14 protein-coding genes are annotated in these 17,743 nt (G+C 39.2%); 6 read left to right on the top strand and 8 right to left on the bottom strand.

Annotated features, from left to right (window positions below):
• Window positions 1-319: 319 nt before the first annotated feature.
• Entirely contained in the window at window positions 320-2,413 is a 2,094-nt protein-coding gene (locus EGC86_RS16805) for a glycoside hydrolase family 97 protein (protein WP_123778312.1), read from the bottom strand.
• Window positions 2,414-2,637: 224 nt separating this feature from the next.
• A complete protein-coding gene (gene trmY, locus EGC86_RS16800; protein WP_123778311.1) occupies window positions 2,638-3,234 on the bottom strand; it encodes a tRNA (pseudouridine(54)-N(1))-methyltransferase TrmY in 597 nt (198 codons plus the stop codon).
• Between the two features lie 290 nt (window positions 3,235-3,524).
• Between trmY and EGC86_RS16795 the strand changes: the two genes are divergently transcribed.
• On the top strand, window positions 3,525-3,995 hold the full coding sequence (locus EGC86_RS16795) for a GNAT family N-acetyltransferase (protein WP_123778310.1): 471 nt from the start codon (window positions 3,525-3,527) through the stop codon (window positions 3,993-3,995).
• A gap of 241 nt (window positions 3,996-4,236) precedes the next feature.
• On the opposite strand, the gene EGC86_RS16790 is transcribed toward EGC86_RS16795, so the two are convergent.
• A complete protein-coding gene (locus EGC86_RS16790) occupies window positions 4,237-5,100 on the bottom strand; it encodes a delta-class carbonic anhydrase (protein ID WP_102036752.1) in 864 nt (287 codons plus the stop codon).
• A gap of 304 nt (window positions 5,101-5,404) precedes the next feature.
• A complete protein-coding gene (locus tag EGC86_RS16785) occupies window positions 5,405-6,589 on the bottom strand; it encodes an MFS transporter (RefSeq protein WP_245423175.1) in 1,185 nt (394 codons plus the stop codon).
• 399 nt (window positions 6,590-6,988) lie between these two features.
• Here EGC86_RS16785 and EGC86_RS16780 point away from each other — a divergent pair, with 399 nt between their 5' ends.
• The 3 genes from EGC86_RS16780 (at window position 6,989) to EGC86_RS16770 (ending at window position 8,591) form a co-directional block, all read left to right on the top strand.
• Window positions 6,989-7,846: an STAS/SEC14 domain-containing protein gene (locus EGC86_RS16780; RefSeq protein WP_123778308.1), complete on the top strand. Its 858-nt coding sequence runs from the start codon at window positions 6,989-6,991 to the stop codon at window positions 7,844-7,846.
• Window positions 7,847-7,871: 25 nt separating this feature from the next.
• Window positions 7,872-8,069, top strand: coding sequence for a hypothetical protein (locus EGC86_RS16775; RefSeq protein WP_011637248.1), 198 nt, complete (start codon window positions 7,872-7,874; stop codon window positions 8,067-8,069).
• 279 nt (window positions 8,070-8,348) lie between these two features.
• Window positions 8,349-8,591: a YecH family metal-binding protein gene (locus EGC86_RS16770; RefSeq protein ID WP_011637249.1), complete on the top strand. Its 243-nt coding sequence runs from the start codon at window positions 8,349-8,351 to the stop codon at window positions 8,589-8,591.
• A gap of 510 nt (window positions 8,592-9,101) precedes the next feature.
• Here EGC86_RS16770 and EGC86_RS16765 read toward each other — a convergent pair.
• Together EGC86_RS16765 and EGC86_RS21240 are read right to left on the bottom strand one after the other, a co-directional pair.
• The gene (locus EGC86_RS16765; RefSeq protein WP_123778307.1) at window positions 9,102-11,312 is read right to left on the bottom strand and encodes a putative Ig domain-containing protein; all 2,211 of its coding nucleotides are present in this window, start codon (window positions 11,310-11,312) and stop codon (window positions 9,102-9,104) included.
• A gap of 479 nt (window positions 11,313-11,791) precedes the next feature.
• The gene (locus EGC86_RS21240; RefSeq protein ID WP_123778306.1) at window positions 11,792-11,959 is read right to left on the bottom strand and encodes a helix-turn-helix domain-containing protein; all 168 of its coding nucleotides are present in this window, start codon (window positions 11,957-11,959) and stop codon (window positions 11,792-11,794) included.
• Window positions 11,960-12,508: 549 nt separating this feature from the next.
• Between EGC86_RS21240 and EGC86_RS16755 the strand changes: the two genes are divergently transcribed.
• Both EGC86_RS16755 and EGC86_RS16750 read left to right on the top strand, forming a co-directional pair.
• Complete coding sequence (locus EGC86_RS16755) at window positions 12,509-12,937, top strand: hypothetical protein (RefSeq protein ID WP_123778305.1); 429 nt, start codon at window positions 12,509-12,511, stop codon at window positions 12,935-12,937.
• A 1-nt stretch (window position 12,938) separates the two neighbouring features.
• Window positions 12,939-13,370 carry a hypothetical protein gene (locus tag EGC86_RS16750; protein WP_123778304.1) on the top strand — a complete coding sequence of 144 codons (432 nt, stop codon included), beginning with the start codon at window positions 12,939-12,941 and terminating at the stop codon, window positions 13,368-13,370.
• 329 nt (window positions 13,371-13,699) lie between these two features.
• On the opposite strand, the gene EGC86_RS16745 is transcribed toward EGC86_RS16750, so the two are convergent.
• On the bottom strand, window positions 13,700-15,682 hold the full coding sequence (locus EGC86_RS16745) for an alpha-amylase family protein (RefSeq protein ID WP_123778303.1): 1,983 nt from the start codon (window positions 15,680-15,682) through the stop codon (window positions 13,700-13,702).
• Between the two features lie 98 nt (window positions 15,683-15,780).
• Window positions 15,781-17,700, bottom strand: coding sequence for a glycoside hydrolase family 13 protein (locus EGC86_RS16740; RefSeq protein ID WP_123778302.1), 1,920 nt, complete (start codon window positions 17,698-17,700; stop codon window positions 15,781-15,783).
• Window positions 17,701-17,743: the final 43 nt, after the last annotated feature.

Here is a 17,743-nt window from a genome sequence, read left to right as displayed (position 1 = left end):
AGATGGCTACGTTACATATTAATAGTTAAAAAAATGGCGAATACGCATCTCCCTAAGACGGGTATTCGCCAAGACCTACGCTTTATCCATTAGCGACTTTCGTCAAATAATCAATGGATAAAGTAAATGAAGGTACTCTAAAGCTGATAGTCTCCATGGTCGAAGACACACCAGAAACGACCTAACCATTCCATCCTGCAATTAGAAACGAAACAGCATGTTTTATAGTATCCTCGAGCTTGTTCTTGGTACAACTGACTACATACGTATTCATGCTTTGTTAGTAACCTAATGCGAACACTTATGTAACATTCCAGTGTTACAAGGCTTTAAAACGAATCGCGGTACCCCCACTGGCTGCTAAGTTCAGTGTCATCGCGTCATTTGCCGTAACGATTTTGGTTTCAATCACGTAATCATATGGATTAGTTAACCAATCAGCTTTATCACCGTCACGATAAATTTCGGCTTGGTAGCGTTTCCCCTGCGTGAGGAAGTCTAATTTTAACGTCAATTTTCGTGAGTCTTCATCTGTTAATGCGCCTAGATACCAGTCTTCAGCACCGCGCTGTTTTCTTGCAAAGGCAACATAGTCACCAATTTCACCCGCAAGGGCGATACTGTCGCTCCAATCTGTCGGTACATCTTGAATAAACTGAAAAGCATCGAGACGTTGCACATAGTTACGCGGTAAGTCTGCAGCCATTTGAATAGGGCTGTACAACACAACATATAAGGCTAATTGCTTAGTGAGTGTGGTTTTCACGCGGTTTACCGCATCTAGACCTTCAGGCGCTAAATTAAAGATACCTGGGGTGAAGTCCATCGGCCCAGCTAGCATACGAGTATAAGGTAGAATTGCCGTATGTTCTGGAGTATTAGGTGGGCTTCCCCATGCATTAAACTCTTGGCCTCGAGCGCCTTCGCGTGCTATCCAATTTGGGTAAGTACGACGTAAACCGGTATCTTTAATCGGCTCATGGGTATTAATGCTAATACCACGTTTTGCGGCTTCGGTAACGCTATGTAGATATTCGTTAACCATAAATTGGCCGTCGTGCCATTCATGGCGCACAATACCATTTTCATCAACGCGCTTAATGTCTCCACCGTCTGCTACGTAACCGGTTTTAACTTGAGTCACGCCATGTTTTTGATATAAATCATAAGCATCACTCATTTGATTTCGGTAATTAGTGACTGAACCAGAGGTTTCATGATGGCCAATTAAACGGACATTTTTACTGTGTCCATATTGAGTTATCTCATCGATGTCAAAATCAGGATAAGCTTTAGTAAAGCTAAACACGTCGCCGTTATCGAACCAACTACCATCCCAACCTTCATTCCAACCTTCAACCAATACCCCATCAAACCCATATTGGGCGGCAAAATCCATATACCGCTTGGTTTCGCTGGTGGTTGCACCATGCTTAGGGCCGCTTCCCCAGGTGTTTTCATTGAGGTGCATTCCCCACCAAATCCCAACGTATTTACCCGGTTGCACCCAAGATACATCACCTAATTTATTAGGTTCATTAAGATTAAGGATCAGGTCTGAGTTAAGTAAACCTGGGGCATCCTTAGCAATTTGAATCGTACGCCAAGGTGTTGAAAAGCCAGGTTGAGTCTTCACTCGAATACCGTCCGACCAAGGCGTTAAATCAGCACGTAAAATACCGTCACGCCCTTGATTAAGCACCATTGCGGCATAATCGGTGAGGGCGGCTTCATGGATGCTTAAATGCACGCCATCAGCCGTTCTAAAAGTCATAGGTGTGTGGGCTCGGTCGATTTTATCAAGTGAGGTTGTACGGTATAAATATTCATATCGGTTCCAGCCGCGCGCGGGGATCCACCATGCGGTTGTGTGTTGTGGGTCTGGGATGGCAAATTCAGTTAATTCATCGGTAATATCAAGTTTCGGTGTGTTAGCCAGCCCGGTTTGTTTTGGCACCAGGTAACGAAAGCCAATACCGTCATTAAACGCTTTAAATTCGATATCGAAGTCAATTTTACCGTTACTCAGGGTGGCGACCACGCGGTTGTAATGGTCACGAATATTTTCACGTTCTCCCCAAGGTTGCTGCCATGTTTGGTCTACGTTGCTGTTAGTCACATGTTTAATGTTGAAATCAGTACCTAATTCACCTAACTGTTGAAATACCAACCCTAATTTACTTGGATTAATAACAATATTGTCATTAAATTTTACTTGGTATTCTGGACGGCCATTATCATCAGTCAAACTGATATTGATATGTTTGTCTGGGGATTCGACGTTGACAGTTTTAGCTTGAGCGAGACTGGGAATTGTGGTTAGCGCGACAGCACAAGCTACTGCGATAACATTAAGTGCAAAGTGTGACTGTGTGGATAGCGGATTTGCACCGTTAAATAAAACGCGCGCCATAGTATGTCCTTGTTGATTATTATTTTATCTTTAGAACAAGTAATATAAGACGTTTTTCGTTTATACAGCAAAGATTTGCATACGTATTCAGTGTGCCAAGCAAGTGCTTGAAGTTAATTTACGCAACTATATTGTTACCTCATGAACAATGATTGGCTCCGTGTTGATTAATCGGCTCACACATTGATTCATCAACACTTTATCCTTTATTCAATCGTACTGATTTACAATCTCATGTCTAATTCATTGTGGATCAGCACCACGCATTGCGATGCAAACAGCATTTTAGGGCCTAAGTTAATGTGTTGAGTACCCAGGCGTTTAAGGCTATTAAAGCTCTTCTTAGGCATAGGGATGTGATCGGTGAGTAAAAAACACGGGTTAGCGGCAAACTCTATATCACGTATTGGTGTACCTTTTTTCTCTAACATATACAGTTGATAATCTTCAGTTAATTCCTGTATCAATTTTTCGAAACTCACGGTGCGTACCGTAATTCCTGCTTCAACTTCACGTAACTGTTCTTTCGCCATGCCTTTAGATGCCGTTAAGGCTTTAGCTATTTTATTGGTTAAGTTTTGCTCGTGGAAGCCACCGATATGGCCTAATTCGTTTGAACGAAAGCAAATTGTGCGAGAAAAGTCTTGGGTACTTTCTAGCACTAAATACACCACAACATCGTCACGATGAGATTGGGCGACAAAAATGGTATTCATTAAGGTGTGAGCTAAAATTTCAGTGTGAGCTTCATGACCAATAGCGGCTAGAAATTGTTGACTATCAACTGGAGCAGCTCTGGCTCGAACGACAAAAGCGCGCATAGTAAATCCTATTTAGAAGTAAATTAAGCATAAAGCCGTTAACGTAGTCGAATAATCAATCTGTTACTGCGCATAGCATTATTATTGCAGTTTTGAGCTTGGCTGTAACGCGATTAATCTAATGGTTAAGTTTTAGATTGCACAGACTAGTGCTATTGAGCAATACGGTTGTTAAAACAAACGCTAAGCGTTATGTTATTGATAATGGGGACGTGTGATTTATTCAATTATTGATGCTGGTCATCAAACCCGTAATTTACATTTATGAGGTCACTAATTCAAGGTCATTTATGATGAAAATCAGAAAAGCGCTAGAGTCTGACGTTCAATCTATTTACAGCATGAGAAACCGAGCTATTATTGAAAAATGCACCGGCTTTTATAGTTCAGCGCAGTTGGCATTATGGACACAAGGCGACATTTCAGCAGCATTGATTAATGATATTGTAGCGAACTTCTTTGTATCAGTATTCAAGGATCGTGTTATCGGATGCGGTAAAGTTAATCTCGAAACTGGCATGATAGACGCTATTTTTGTCGATCCTGACCATTCTGGCCAAGGGGCCGCAAAGTCCATGTTGGTTTTTCTGGAAGAGTTAGCCTTGGATAATGATCTGAAATTATTACAACTTGAATCTACACTGAACGCAGCGTCATTTTACCGTGCCTGTGGTTTTGTTGGTGATGAAGTATCGACTTATCATTCTCCAAGGGGAATTAGTTTGGATTGCATTCCGATGCGAAAATTGCTTAAAAACTGAATCATCAATCTACAATCGCGGTAAAAGTCATAACTCCTTCACCACCGTCAAAATAAATAGCGATGCCCATACTGATAGATTAGTTAAAAAAATAGCGAGTATATCGCTTTTAAACATAGTGTTTAAAAGCTTTTTAGCCCTTTTGTTATAGATAATTACCTAAAAGATGTAAATTAAAAAGTCACAGATATACTATCTGTGACTTTTTAATTTCACGAACTAAGGTTGCGGCTAATAGCGCTTACTTGATTTCTGACAGTAGCGCTGGGTTAGTGACTAGGTTTCTCACACCATGAGCGTGATCTTCCTTGAAGACGTTACCCTCACACCACTTGCCTACAGTGTTAATATTCACTTTTGCCACTTTAGGACGGACACTCCAAGAGACTTGGAATGGTGAGCCTATTTCATTATAACCAGGGCCTGTTGTTGAGCCATTATACTGAATTGCATCACCGGTATTATTTGGAATATTAACCGCTTGATGAAAACCTTGTTTTATTTCTGATGCAGTTAGTGCTGTAAAATCTAACGCTTTATTGTCATTGACCAACACAAACACTTGAGTTTCAACTCGCAGTTGCGGGTTGTTTATCGCATCATTTAAACAAGCACCTAATGTTGGACCAGGTACGACTTGTGCGCTTGAATGTACATAATGCACTTCAATGGTATCTCCAGCCGTTAAAGCACCATGTTCACTTGGGCAAATAGCATTTTTAGTTGGCGTTAATTCCGCTTTATTTAGTTTACCTGAATACTTAAAACCTGATTGGAAACCTTTACCATCGCCATTACCTGCATAAGTGGTGAACTCTCCACCTGAGTGTTCAGCATTTTTATGAAAATGAATATTACATAAATTCATTTTAGTGAAAGAAGGGGCTTGAGAAAATTGTATTGGATTAGTACCGACAAGTGAGTTTACATCTCGAGGTGACTGAGGTCCAAAACCCTCACCTTTAGTGCTAGTGGCAAGATTTGCTCTTTGTTCTGCGACCACGCTATCAGCGACGGTTGCATGATGTTCTGAGAGATTGTCTTTAGCTATGGCGTTGGTTGACAGCGATAAAGTTGCGATTGTTAGTAATAGTTTTTTGTTCATTTTTATGACCTATAACCTTGTAGTTGGTATATTTGAAACATAATCTTAGTATGTTAACAGTTTGTTATCCAGTATTACTCCGTGTCGATAAGCCATAAAAGCAGCAAATATTATCAAGATTGAATGGGCGTTAGCCTGTAGTCAATATTTTGTAATTATTTGCTTGCGTGTTTAGCTGATCATCCCAAGAATTGAACACAACAGCCTTCAATTCCCCCAATTTGAGTGCTGAAGGGTATTAACTAAAAATAACGTATTTTCATTGTATGACAATAGGTTATAGGTTTTGTTAGTGGCGGGTTGGTTATATATCTAAAGATGTAATAGCGTTATCTTCATGTTTATAAGTTGGTTTCTTCCAAATCCAAACAGCCAGTACCAACAAAAGTATGATCATGCCAGAAAGTGAAAAAAGGATAACTGTTTCAAATCCAAATTGTTTCCATAATTGGGCAACAATAATAGCTCCGAGCGAGCTAGTTAATGCAATACCACCATAGAAGATGCCATAAACGAAAGCTTTGCTAATAGCATATTGAGATATGTAGGCTCTGATTGCGTTAAGTGACATAACCGTAAACATTCCCAATAAAATAAAACACAGCCATAAATATTCTTGCCATAAGGCTAGGAGAGATAGGGTGCCGAATACAAAGGCAATTAACAGCATTTTGTGGTTGCCAATTTTGTCCGTTATTACACCACTATAATAACTGAATAAGGTTTGGGTTAGCGTCAGGATAATGATAAATAGAGGAATAATGGAAACAGAATAACCCGCTTGTTTAACTTTAATGATCAGAAACTGATCACTCAAGATAAAAAATAGTGAAATAAAGTAAATGATAATCAAAGGCAATAAGCGCATGTCTTGTTGGTTGATTACCGCTTTGCGTTTTTCATTTTTGGCTTGAATTGAAGTAGGAATATCTTTAACCAAAAATAACGCGATGGCGCTAGCAATGAGACCAGGGATCAACGTGGCGGCGAATATTAGCCGAATGCTGTCTTTATCCAGTGTAAACCACGTGAGGATGAGGAAAATACAGATAGCGCCGCCAAGCTCACCAGCTATATCCATTGTTTTGTGAAAGCCAAAGGTTTTGCCAGAGTAATTCGTTTCACTATAGGCGCTGATTAATGCATCTTTGGGGGCGCTGCGGACAGCTTTACCCACACGTTCCACGCCACGGATTATTGCTACTCCTAGGTAACCCTGTGTCAATGCCAACATTGGCTTGGTAAGTGCGGAGATTAAATAACCGCTTACGACCAAAGGTTTGACTAGCGTAAAACGGTCACTTAGGTAACCAAACAATATTCTGAAAAAATAAGAGATAAAGCTTGCCGCTGCGATAATAATGCCCAGTTTGTCGACGCCTTCGTTGAGGATATAAACAACATATAAAGGCACTAGAGTTGTGACCATAGACGAAGCGAAATCAGTAAAAAAACTGACCCACCCGAGATAAATGACGTTGTTGTTCATATGCCGCATAGTGTTGAATTATCAACCTCGTGATGTATCCGATAAGTCTTTATACCTAGCTTGACCTTCAAGTCATCAAAGAAACAATAAATGACTTGCGATCAAGATTCCTTGAATCGATAAACAAATCGTTAATTACTTTAGATTTTTATCAATTTTAAGTCGCACTGTAGGCCGTTTTTTTGATTCAATTATAGCGCTATGCATAGGCTTGAAATACAGATAAACAACAAATGAAAAACTGTAATCGATGAGTACGAAAAATAAACGAAATTGAATAATAAAATAATGTCATTGATCAATAATCAGCATAAAAAAAGGTTTTAAGATGAAGTTAATGAGCAGTATGTTTTATCATCATTCTGGATGTGAACTATCCATAAATAGAAGGAAAATTCCATGTTGCAATTTATACCTGTATTCGATGGCAATACCATTGCTGTGCGAGCTTCTGGAAAACTAACTCTTGAGGATTTCCAGCAATTCTTTCCCCAACTTGAAACGCAAATTAAACGATTAGGTAAAATCTCATTACTTTTTGAGTTTGATAATTTTTCCGGCTGGGATTTAGATGCCGCAATAGATGATATTAAGTTTGGTATGAAACACCTTAGTGATTTTGAGCGCATTGCAATGGTTGGCGATAAGTCTTGGGAACATTGGATGGCGTTAATCGCGAAGCCTTTTTTAATATCTAGTGAAGTGCGTTATTTTAACCGAGAAAATCTGCAACAAGCATGGGACTGGTTACGTGAAAAGCAAGAGTTTGAAAAAGCGGTAGAACAATTGCAACCCTATCAAAATATTGTGGTTGCGGTGGATTTCTCTCTGTATTCAAAGCATGCATGCAAACGCGCAATAGAATTAGCTAACTACTATCAAGCTTCATTAACATTACTCAATGTTGTTCCAGAAGTACTCGCTTATACACTCTATGGCGATCCAGTGGGCTACAACGTTGTTGATCTAGATATCATCAAAGATCAAAACAAAAAAAATATTGATGCTGCTCAGTTTCAGATGAAAGCTTTTGTGAACGATTTGGATACTGATTTTCCCATTGAGACCAAAGTGATTTGTGGTGAGATAAATTATGGCGTTGTGTCTTTTTTGGAAGCACAACATATTGATTTAGCCATATTTGGGGCAAAAAAGAAAAAAGGCATAAACAAGTTATTGGGCTCAGTGCCGCATTACGTTCAAAATCATAGTCGTTGTGAAATATTAATCGTTCCGGTTCAAGCTCCTGTGTTCTAACTTATTATGGCTAAGGTATATTTATATGTCCGATATACAAAATATAGAAATTGAACGCTACCATGACCAGATCACCGAAGATGTTCGTCAACTCGTAGAGCGATATCGCGAAATTATGGCCTGGGATGTCCCTGATAATGACACTGTGGAAGCTGATAGGCTTATCTTTCAAGCAATTCATGCTGCCGTTGTTGAAATTGAAACAAGCTCAATAAAAGTTTGACGTCATGAACGTAGCCGTAAATATAACAGCAGATGTTGCTACATTTTACCGTTACCTGACAACTGTTTTTATTGAGATTTAACCAGAAAATATTTTTTACGCTATGATTTTTTGGTTTTTATTAGCGCCTCTTATGCCGGTAAATTGAGTGTTATCGGCATCAATTTTAATATAGGCGCCAACAATAATATTTTTCAAATCTTGTGTGTGAGATCGGTATTTATAACTAAAAAATACGTTATAAAATACAAATAAATTACACCTTTAATTGGAGATACAATGTCAGAATCAGTTCACGGCCATAAAGTGATGGAAATGATGCTAACCCATGGCTCTGCGTTAACAAAGCATGATCTTAAAACCATGATGCATACTGAGTTTGGTGCAGAGACTCGTTATCATACTTGTTCAGCAACCGAGATGGATGCTGAGATGTTGATTGAGTTTTTAGAAGGCAAAGGCAAGTTCATCCCAAGCGAAGGTGGCATTACAACCGCCAAAGATAAAATCTGTAATCACTAGGGTTTGTTGAACATGGCATCTCAGCTCAGTTGGATAAATATTTAACACTCAACTAGGTTTTCATTACATTTTCTAAAAATGGTAATTGAAGGTGGCTAGACCAAGAGAAACTGGTGTTAGCTTAGAAGATACGCCATCACCTGCATATATAAAGTTGTCGCTGCTGTGCGCGGATCGTGCGTAAGGCTTTCTTGCGGAATAGACAACTCGTTAGTCGAGAACGATGAATATTGCTGACCTTTTCAAGAAAGCTTCTGTGCTGCCTTATATTTCGCTTAAAATTATGTAGTGCTTATTGAAATCACATTTTTAACCCCGTTAACATAGTCCTACGGATTGATAAAATGATTTGAGGTATGACAACTAAAATTGAATCGAGCTATGTTGTTATTTCAAAAATGGGTGGCAATTTGAATTCCACAACGCTAAGTCTATAAGCATTATATTTATGTAACAAACTAGGGGATGAATAAAAAAGGGATTAAGTATTAACTTAATCCCTCTGGCTATTTACTTGCTACGGTTATCATAATACTTACTATTAATCATGCCTTTAACAATAGATTCAATTTGTTTTATCGGAACCACCGATTGTATTCCATGTGATGATTGCGGCGTCACTGATTGTGGTCCATCTATCCATTCATTAATTGAGGTGAACAATAATTGACCATCAGCACCTTTTTCAATTTTGGCTACATACCACCACTCTGTAATACCAACTGTTGGTGGGCTAAATATGCGTTGTTCATTATTAAATATAAATTCAACACGTGTTGTAGCCGGGTCAATGTCAGGTGAGCCAGAGAAATTTTTCACGTAGTAATCGTATCTACCTTCGACAGGAAACTGAGGAATTGAAATCACTTCAGGCCCATAACTTGTTACATCATCAACATCTAAATAGATGATGGTTTCATTAAGGGTGACTTCTGAATTGGCATAATACACATGGCTTTCATTACCTTCAGTATCTGTAATATAAAGGTGTGAGTCTAAATCACGAGGTGCTTCACCCCAGTTCAAGGTTATTTTAGTTAACGCTTCAGATAGCACTAAACACTCTGCTAAGGTGATGTCCTCTTCAAACGTGTTAATAATAGATGTTCGGCTTTGAAATCCGATAGTGGCGCCAAGTAAAACGGTAGAATGACGCTTAACAGGGATGCTAAATGTGCCATCATCGATAGAGAATGTCAGCGAGCGCCCCAAGTAATCACGTCCGTCCGAAATAACGCGAGCACCATTTAACAAATTACCATCTTCATCTTCCACACAACCATTTACCATAATGGTGTCGTAAATCATATCAGCATTCCAAGTAGTGAAATGACTAACATTACCTTGATAAAATGATTTACCGTTGACTGAAACTAATTGCGCTTCACCTTCTTCGATCCATAAACCTGACGTAGTGTCGAAATAATAAAGCGGTATCGTTGAGGGGGGAGTAGTACCTGCTACAGGTATATGAATTTGCGCGACTTTATTTGGAGCGAGTTGTAGCTTGTTACCTGCACTATCAACAAAACTAACTGTTATAGCACCAAATGATTCTATTGGCACAATTTCGTTGGCACTGTTTGTTGTGAGCATATCACCGGGCATCATTTCAATATCAATAGCCGGGTTAATGACGGTTAGTTCAGCTACAACGGCTGAAGATACAAGGTTACCATTTAAATCAACAAGGCTGTTTTCAGGCAAAGTAACAAGCACATTACCATCAACAGCTAGCTCAGATACTTGAGTCGCATCAAAACTAATTGATGCATGAACAGGTTGTAATAGTAAATTGTGTTCTTGGGTTAGCTCATTTCTTGAAATACTCAACGCAGCTTCAGAATAATCTGTCGCATCAGCAACAAGAGTCAATCTGTCACTTAATTTAATATCTTGGATTTTTGCTGAAAATAAGCCTTCAGCATCAGAAGTTGCTGTATTAACAACTAGGTTACCATTAGATAAACTTACGATACTTTCTGGAATGACTTCACCATTAAAATAGTTAATCGTGGTACCAGAAATAGTATAGAAAAACTTTTCATTTAAATTGAAACTAACTTGAATTGGCGCAACGCCATCTTCACCACCGTCAGCGACTTGTACATAAATATCAGTTGATGTCGTTTCATTTACGGAAGATGTATAAGTTATTAAGCCAGAAGGACTAATCAATAAACCATTTGGTCCGGCAATTAGTTCAAAGTTAATGTCATTTTCAGTGTCAGAATCGTCTACATCAGAAACGACTAATTGGTAGGTAAATGTCGAGCCAGAATCAACACTTTGCGCCGCGATAGAAGACACAACAGGGGCATCGTTTACAGGCGTTACAGAGACTTCAAAGTTCTGTACAGCAGGTTGCGCTTCGTCTTCTCCACCATCACTCACAGTAACCGTGATTGACCCAGACGTTAATACACCTTCAAGTGGTGTCCATGAAATCAGACCTGTGTTGTTAATGGCCATACCATCTGGCGCATTGGTTAAATTGAATGTTAAATTCGTACCATCATTGGCATCGTCTTGATCGATAACGGTTAGCTGATACAGGTATTCACTATCTTCAATTGCAGTGATAATAGCACTAGAAGATATTAACGGTGCGATGTTTTTAATCACCTCATCTTCATCATCGGAAGATGAACCACATCCGGTTAATACAAAAGAAAGTGCAGTTGCAACAACAGAAAGTCGCCACTTGTTTGTTAATTCCATTTACCTACTCCATGAATCAATAATTGTTAACTAGTCATTAAAATATTAAACATAATGTGTTAATCTTTAGTTGCATATTTCGTTGCGATAATGACGATTAAACAATGATTTATCAATAATCATAAGTGATGTGCATTGGCGATTAGCGTACACTTTTGTATAGGTTAAATGTTAATAGCAAGCCAAATACGGCTATATAATTCTGTTAGCAGCATCAATTTTAATACAGGCAACAAGAAAGATATTTTTCAAATCTTGCGTGTGAGAAAGAGAGTGACCAAAGCTCCTGTTACCCTGCTGCTGGGGGCTTCCCAAAATAGATAAGCATATTCACATTGTTGCTGTTTTACAGCTCTGGGTCGATAGCCTTTTGCGCCCACAGTTTGGTCGTTGTATTTTGCTGACCAAATCGCGATTCATCTTGAAAGCAAATATCGACAGTGCCTAAAGGGATATAAACAGTGACCGTTGCGATCGTTTTAGAAATGAGTTTTTTTAAACTCTGCTTGAGTTTCTAAGGATTGTCTTGGATGCTTAGAGCGACTTGTAATCCAACTTAAGCCAATACTTTTCAATATTTTATACACATGGTTTAGATAATAATGGATATTATATTCCTGAGAGTGCGGTGGAAGAAATAGAAACATGCTTAAGCAGTTACCTCTACCTGAATGGATGACTAGGTTACTGTTTTAAGAGGATTACAGCACGCGGGTCGGGTACAGCCATCAGATTTAACTACCTATAACCTGAAAGCGTTGACGTTACCCATTTGGATAAACATGTCTCATTTTTGATCAAGTATTCATAGGTGGCATCTTTTTGCATTGCATCTTTAACATGAAAAAAAGATATTCAGCTTGTCACCGATCTCGACAATATCCCAGCGCTTAAGGAGTAAAATAAGATGACAAAATTAGCGTTAGCAAAAGGAGTGTGGTTAAGCAAAGATGCTGCTTGGCTCAAACAGCGTGAATTGGATTTGGGGGTAACATTTAATTAGGCTTAGTACTTCAAAAAAAAGTGGCATATTTAGATAATTACATACTAGTTGATAATTGTTTTGCTATTTCGATAGGGTAAAATTAGAAAGCTTCTTCCACATTAAGGTTGATTTTTTACCTAACCATTAACCCCATTAAAGATGAAATCATAAACACTAAACAAAAATAGTGGCTTAAAAGGAGTTTTTAACTATGAGCATGACTAGAGCTGAAGTAAAAATTACGGTTGCTAAATTAATTGAAGCGTCATATTCGAAAGACAAAGGTTTAACAACAAAAATAATGGCTGAAAAAGGAAGTTTTAAGCTTACTGTTGATCAGAGTGGAACGGCTACCTTAAGCGGAAATGCTGGTGTATTAACATTCAGCGGGACACCAACACTTGAGAAAATAGGTATTAAGGTCAAGCGTATTAGTATTAGCTTTGAAAATAAAGGTGAAATGAATATTGGATATAGTGCAACTGTAAATTTAGCAGTCATAAGTTTAACTGTTAATGGTGATTTTGATTTAGAAGAGCTTATCACTTCATGTTCAGGTTTATTATGCTCAGCAGCGAGAGCTCTTAAAGGTCGAAATAGGGCTTATGAAGCTGAATTAGAAAGCATAATGGGAAGATAATATGAGATCAATTACTTTGTTTTTAGTATTATTTTTATCTGCATGTGCAGTAAAAATGAATAATGGACCATTATATTCAAGCTATTATCGATACGAACAATCTGTGAGTGTTGATAATATACACAAGTTGCAATTTGATTTTTTTAGTTCAAATTTAATAAAAAATTTGAACATAAATGAGCCTGAAATAACTGAACAATTACTCTTTAAAAAGTACATGTTTAAGCAAAAATCACACTTTGAAAAAATAAATGAGAAAGTCGGGTGCTTATCTATTAATGGATTCGATAATGAGAACATGCCAATATCCTTCAATATAAAATATATTGCTGAAAATGAGCACTGGCTTATAGAGGAAATTGGAGTTTTATTTGTAAATTCGATTGCTGATTTTACTGATTCAGCTAAATGTCCCAGTGAATATCAAAATTGAATTTAACGTCAGAATATTTGATTGATAATCTGAACCCAACATGGTCACCAATCCAAAATTGGTGCAATATATTATTGATGAAATTAATGATCCTGATATGTCTATAGAGTTAAAAGATAGAGTTGCTAAATAAGAGTCAGTAAATATACAACTAAATAGGCAATAATATTAAAAAATAGTCACATATAGGCTTTCTCTTGTGTACCTATATCCAAACTGATTAATACCGATAATAAAAACCCTCTAGCTGATGGCTAGAGGGTTTTGCAGTATTATTGGATTAAGCCTTTCAACTCGCTGCTTTTGGTTTATGGCTTTTGTTTAGTGATTTAGCGTTGTAATGCCATAACGACTGATTGCAGTGGGGCTAATTGCACATCAATAGTGGCGCTGCTGTCGCTCTGTAACACGAGCTGCTGAGTCAACAGAGTGTAGTTGAGTAAGTCTTTAACGGGTGTGTTTTTAATTATGTGCCATTGGTTAATCAGAGTGTGTGGCAATGTTAGGGTAAACAGCTTGCTTTGGTGTTGGCTAAAGTTACTGACAATGATCAACTGCTGGTCTGCATTAAAACGGCTAAAGGCAAATACCTCATCATCGTACCCCTGGGTATTAAGTTGGCGCTGTAGCGTGTCTAATTCGATATATTCGCCAGTTAATGCTGATGCACTATGGCTTAGGGTTAACAAGGTTTGGTAATAAGCCCGTAATGTCTTTTCATCAGATGTTGACTGTCCGCCATCAAACTTGCCGTTGTTCATCCAGCGTTGATGAGCTGGTACGCCCACATAGTCAAAAATACTGGTGCGAGTCGGTTGTCCAAAGCCTGCATTTTCAGCGCCTTGCTCTCCTACATCTTGACCAAAATACAGTAAAGTGGGTGAGCGACTTAACGTTGCAGACACCACCATCGCTGGCAGTGCATTAAATGGATTGCCGGCAAAGTCGACCGTGTTGATACGTTGCTCGTCGTGGTTTTCTAAAAAGTGCAGCATATGTTGCTCTATGTCGCTGACTTTGGCTTGAACTGTGGCAATGGCTGCTGTACTGGCCTTACCTTGAATTATGGCTTTTAAGGTGTCATATAAATCGACTTTGTCGTATAAGTAATCCATTTTACCTAAATGAATATAATCGCGATATAAATCAGGGTTATACACCTCAGCCAGAATAAACGCATTTGGGTTGGTGTGCTTAATGTGGCTGTTGAGGTAACTCCAAAATTCAACTGGTACCATTTCAGCCATGTCGTAGCGAAAACCATCTACGCCTTTGGCTAGCCAATATTGCGCGATGTGCTCAAACTTACGCCATGAATCTGGAATGTCATCGGCCGCTTGTGCTTGCCAAAAGGCTAAATGCTCGGCTGCGGTTTTATTTGCATAATCATTAGGCAGTGCAGGGAAGTCATGGCTGCCATCGGGTTTGACTCCGTAATTTATTTTAACGGTTTCGTACCAATCATTGGCATCGGGCTTGGCTAAACGTGAGCCATTGCCGGTCCATTTTGCCGGTGACTCGGCAAACTTTGCGTCGATGAGGGGATGTGTTTCGCCGCCTAATGGCAGATAACCATCCGATGCTTGTGGGACTTGAAAGTCTTCACCGACTACATAATAGAAATTGTTGTGTCTACTATAGGTGTTAGTTTTATCGTCGTTAGCACCAAAGTCTGGCTCGCCTTTTGGCGCTGAAATAGAATGATAATTGCGCGCGACATGATTAGGCACGATATCGATAATCACCCGCATGCCATTGGCATGAGTACGACCGATTAAGGCTTCGAATTCTGCCAAGCGATTAGCCGGATTGTCAGCCAGATCAGGATTGACGTTGTAGTAGTCTTTTACCGCATATGGTGAGCCCGCGCGGCCTTTTACCACATCAGGATCATCATTACTAATACCATCAGCCGTATAGTCATTGACCAACGCATGATGCGGTACGCCGGTATACCAAACGTGAGTGGTGCCTAAGGATTTAATATCTCGTAATGCCACATCGGTAAAATCACTGAATTTTCCTACGCCATTTTCGGCAATAGTTCCCCAAGCTTTATTGGTGGTATTGGTGTTGCCATACAGGCGAGTGAATACTTGATATACCACCGGTTTGCCTGTTGTAGCAGTTTGGTTTATTTGGGTAACTGATACGTTTTCGTTATCGTTTTTTACCGCAGTATCAGTTTGTTCAATGGTATTGGGTTGGCAAGCGCTTAATCCTAATCCCAGCATACAGGCTAGTACCAATGCCTTAGAGGTTGGGGAAGGTCGGTGAAGTTGGCTTGCTAACGGTTTAATGATGGTGCCCATGAGTCTCTCTTTTATTATTTTTATGGGAGTGGTTCAATTGAAGAACATAGAACCACTCCTTAATTTCAAATAACGGATCAAAATATCAGTAATAAAAATCAACGGTTCAGTTTAAGAATCGTGACACCTTTATTGGATAACGTAAGCGGTTTAGATAATGAATACGTTTGTTTGTTGATAATATCAACGCCAGCAGTGTTGTCATTAATAGCAGGTTTAAAACGTTGTAAATCAAGCTCAATGGCGTGGCTGTTTTTATTGTAAATGATCAGTAACGTTTCATCGCCTTGATGACGACTTTGAACATAAACACCGTCTTTTGGCACAAAGTGCTGTAATTTACCCTGTTGAATAGCTAATGAATTTTTACGGTAATTTAATAATGTACGTACGAAGGTAAGTGCTTCGGTTTGTTGTGCATTCAAACCTTTACCTGTAAATACATTGACACTGTCTTGCGGCCAGCCACCTGGGAAGTCTGCGCGTACAGCTCCGTCGTTACGGTCTTCTGTAGGACTTTGCATGACTATTTCTGAGCCGTAAAATATTTGTGGGATACGATTGCTGGTCAGTACATAAGCCATGGCCATTTTGTACAGTTCAATGTCGTTTTTCATTAAACTGTAAATACGGTTAGTGTCGTGATTACCTTCAAATAACACTAACTGGCTTGGATTGGCATACACCACGTCGTTAGCCAACATTTGGTAAAGATCGATAAATCCAGCGCCCCAATCTTCCTCTTTGGTTAAGCTTGCTATAAGAGTGTCATACAACGGAAAATCCATCATGCTAGGTGCAAAAGATTGATAACCATCTGCATTTTTCTTTCCAGCTTGCCAGTAGCTTACCGTCACTGGGTTACTACTCCATTCTTCACCAACAATATTAAAATGCGGGTATTCATCCATAATGGCCTTTGACCATGCTGTTAGAAAATCTTTGTCAGCATAAGAGTAGGTGTCTTCGCGAATACCGCTCAGCCCCGCGTATTCAACCCACCAAATACTATTTTGAATTAAGTATGTTGCCATGTGCGGATCGCGTTGATTGAGATCTGGCATAGTGACGTCAAACCATCCATCGCTAAAATCTACCGTGTCTGCATTCACAGAGTAAGGATCTTGTACGGTAGTGCGTCTATGGCTTGAGTAACTGACATCTGTCGGGTCTTTCACCCAACGTGATTGACCATTAATCCAAGTGTTACTCGGCATACTGCTCATCCATTTATGACCGGATCCCATGTGATTAACAACCACATCTTGGATGATGCCAATGCCAAAGGTTTGCGCTTCTTCTACCAAGGCTTGGTATTCTTGATTGCTACCAAAGCGAGGATCAATGTTATAAAAGTCTGTAGTGGAATACCCGTGATAAGAATATTTTTGTTGGTTATTTTCAAGCAATGGATTAATCCACAACTGAGTCACGCCTAAATCATGCAAGTAGGGCAGTGCTTTGCGGATCCCCATAATATCACCACCATGGCGACCACCGTCAAAACTACGGTCAGCTTTTTCAAGCATGTCTGGATGGTTATCGTTGTCGGGATTACCGTTAACAAAACGATCTGGAGTGATTAAGTAAATCACATCTTTATTACTAAACCCTTGGCGATCGCGTGAGCCTTTTTGACGTGTTTGCAGCACATAATCAAATTGTTCAACTAATTGTTCGCCTTTATATAAACCCAAAGTAAGTCGTTGTGGTTTAGCTTGGCTTAAGTCCAAATTAATAAATAAATGGTCGTTACTGTCAGTTTTATCAACGCTGTTGAGTGTGACACCTTGAGCCTTGATTAATTTCACTTGGGTGTCACGAATGTTATCGCCAGCAATCAACAGTTGTAACTTAGGTTGTTGCATACCCGCCCACCATGACATGGGTTCGACGTTAAGTGCGGCATTCACCGACATGGCGCTGACACTGAGCGCACAGCCCAATAATAAACGTGATGCGAGCTTGCTGATGCGGTGTTGGCCTAGTGGCGTTGGGTGTGAGCAATGTGATGACATGATTACTGGTCCTGTTCTATTTAATTTGTTTTTATTCTTTTGA

Source organism: Shewanella frigidimarina, assembly GCF_003797125.1.
GTDB lineage: Bacteria > Pseudomonadota > Gammaproteobacteria > Enterobacterales > Shewanellaceae > Shewanella > Shewanella frigidimarina.
This window is presented reverse-complemented; position numbering and strand designations above follow the sequence as displayed.

Excerpts from the sequence above, each read along its gene's own strand:
- EGC86_RS16805 (WP_123778312.1), bottom strand. The coding sequence starts at position 2,413 with ATGGCGCGCGTTTTATTTAACGGTGCAAATCCGCTATCCACACAGTCA.
- trmY (WP_123778311.1), bottom strand. The coding sequence starts at position 3,234 with ATGCGCGCTTTTGTCGTTCGAGCCAGAGCTGCTCCAGTTGATAGTCAA.
- EGC86_RS16795 (WP_123778310.1), top strand. The coding sequence starts at position 3,525 with ATGATGAAAATCAGAAAAGCGCTAGAGTCTGACGTTCAATCTATTTAC.
- EGC86_RS16790 (WP_102036752.1), bottom strand. The coding sequence starts at position 5,100 with ATGAACAAAAAACTATTACTAACAATCGCAACTTTATCGCTGTCAACC.
- EGC86_RS16785 (WP_245423175.1), bottom strand. The coding sequence starts at position 6,589 with ATGAACAACAACGTCATTTATCTCGGGTGGGTCAGTTTTTTTACTGAT.
- EGC86_RS16780 (WP_123778308.1), top strand. The coding sequence starts at position 6,989 with ATGTTGCAATTTATACCTGTATTCGATGGCAATACCATTGCTGTGCGA.
- EGC86_RS16775 (WP_011637248.1), top strand. The coding sequence starts at position 7,872 with ATGTCCGATATACAAAATATAGAAATTGAACGCTACCATGACCAGATC.
- EGC86_RS16770 (WP_011637249.1), top strand. The coding sequence starts at position 8,349 with ATGTCAGAATCAGTTCACGGCCATAAAGTGATGGAAATGATGCTAACC.
- EGC86_RS16765 (WP_123778307.1), bottom strand. The coding sequence starts at position 11,312 with ATGGAATTAACAAACAAGTGGCGACTTTCTGTTGTTGCAACTGCACTT.
- EGC86_RS21240 (WP_123778306.1), bottom strand. The coding sequence starts at position 11,959 with ATGTTTCTATTTCTTCCACCGCACTCTCAGGAATATAATATCCATTAT.
- EGC86_RS16755 (WP_123778305.1), top strand. The coding sequence starts at position 12,509 with ATGAGCATGACTAGAGCTGAAGTAAAAATTACGGTTGCTAAATTAATT.
- EGC86_RS16750 (WP_123778304.1), top strand. The coding sequence starts at position 12,939 with ATGAGATCAATTACTTTGTTTTTAGTATTATTTTTATCTGCATGTGCA.
- EGC86_RS16745 (WP_123778303.1), bottom strand. The coding sequence starts at position 15,682 with ATGGGCACCATCATTAAACCGTTAGCAAGCCAACTTCACCGACCTTCC.
- EGC86_RS16740 (WP_123778302.1), bottom strand. The coding sequence starts at position 17,700 with ATGTCATCACATTGCTCACACCCAACGCCACTAGGCCAACACCGCATC.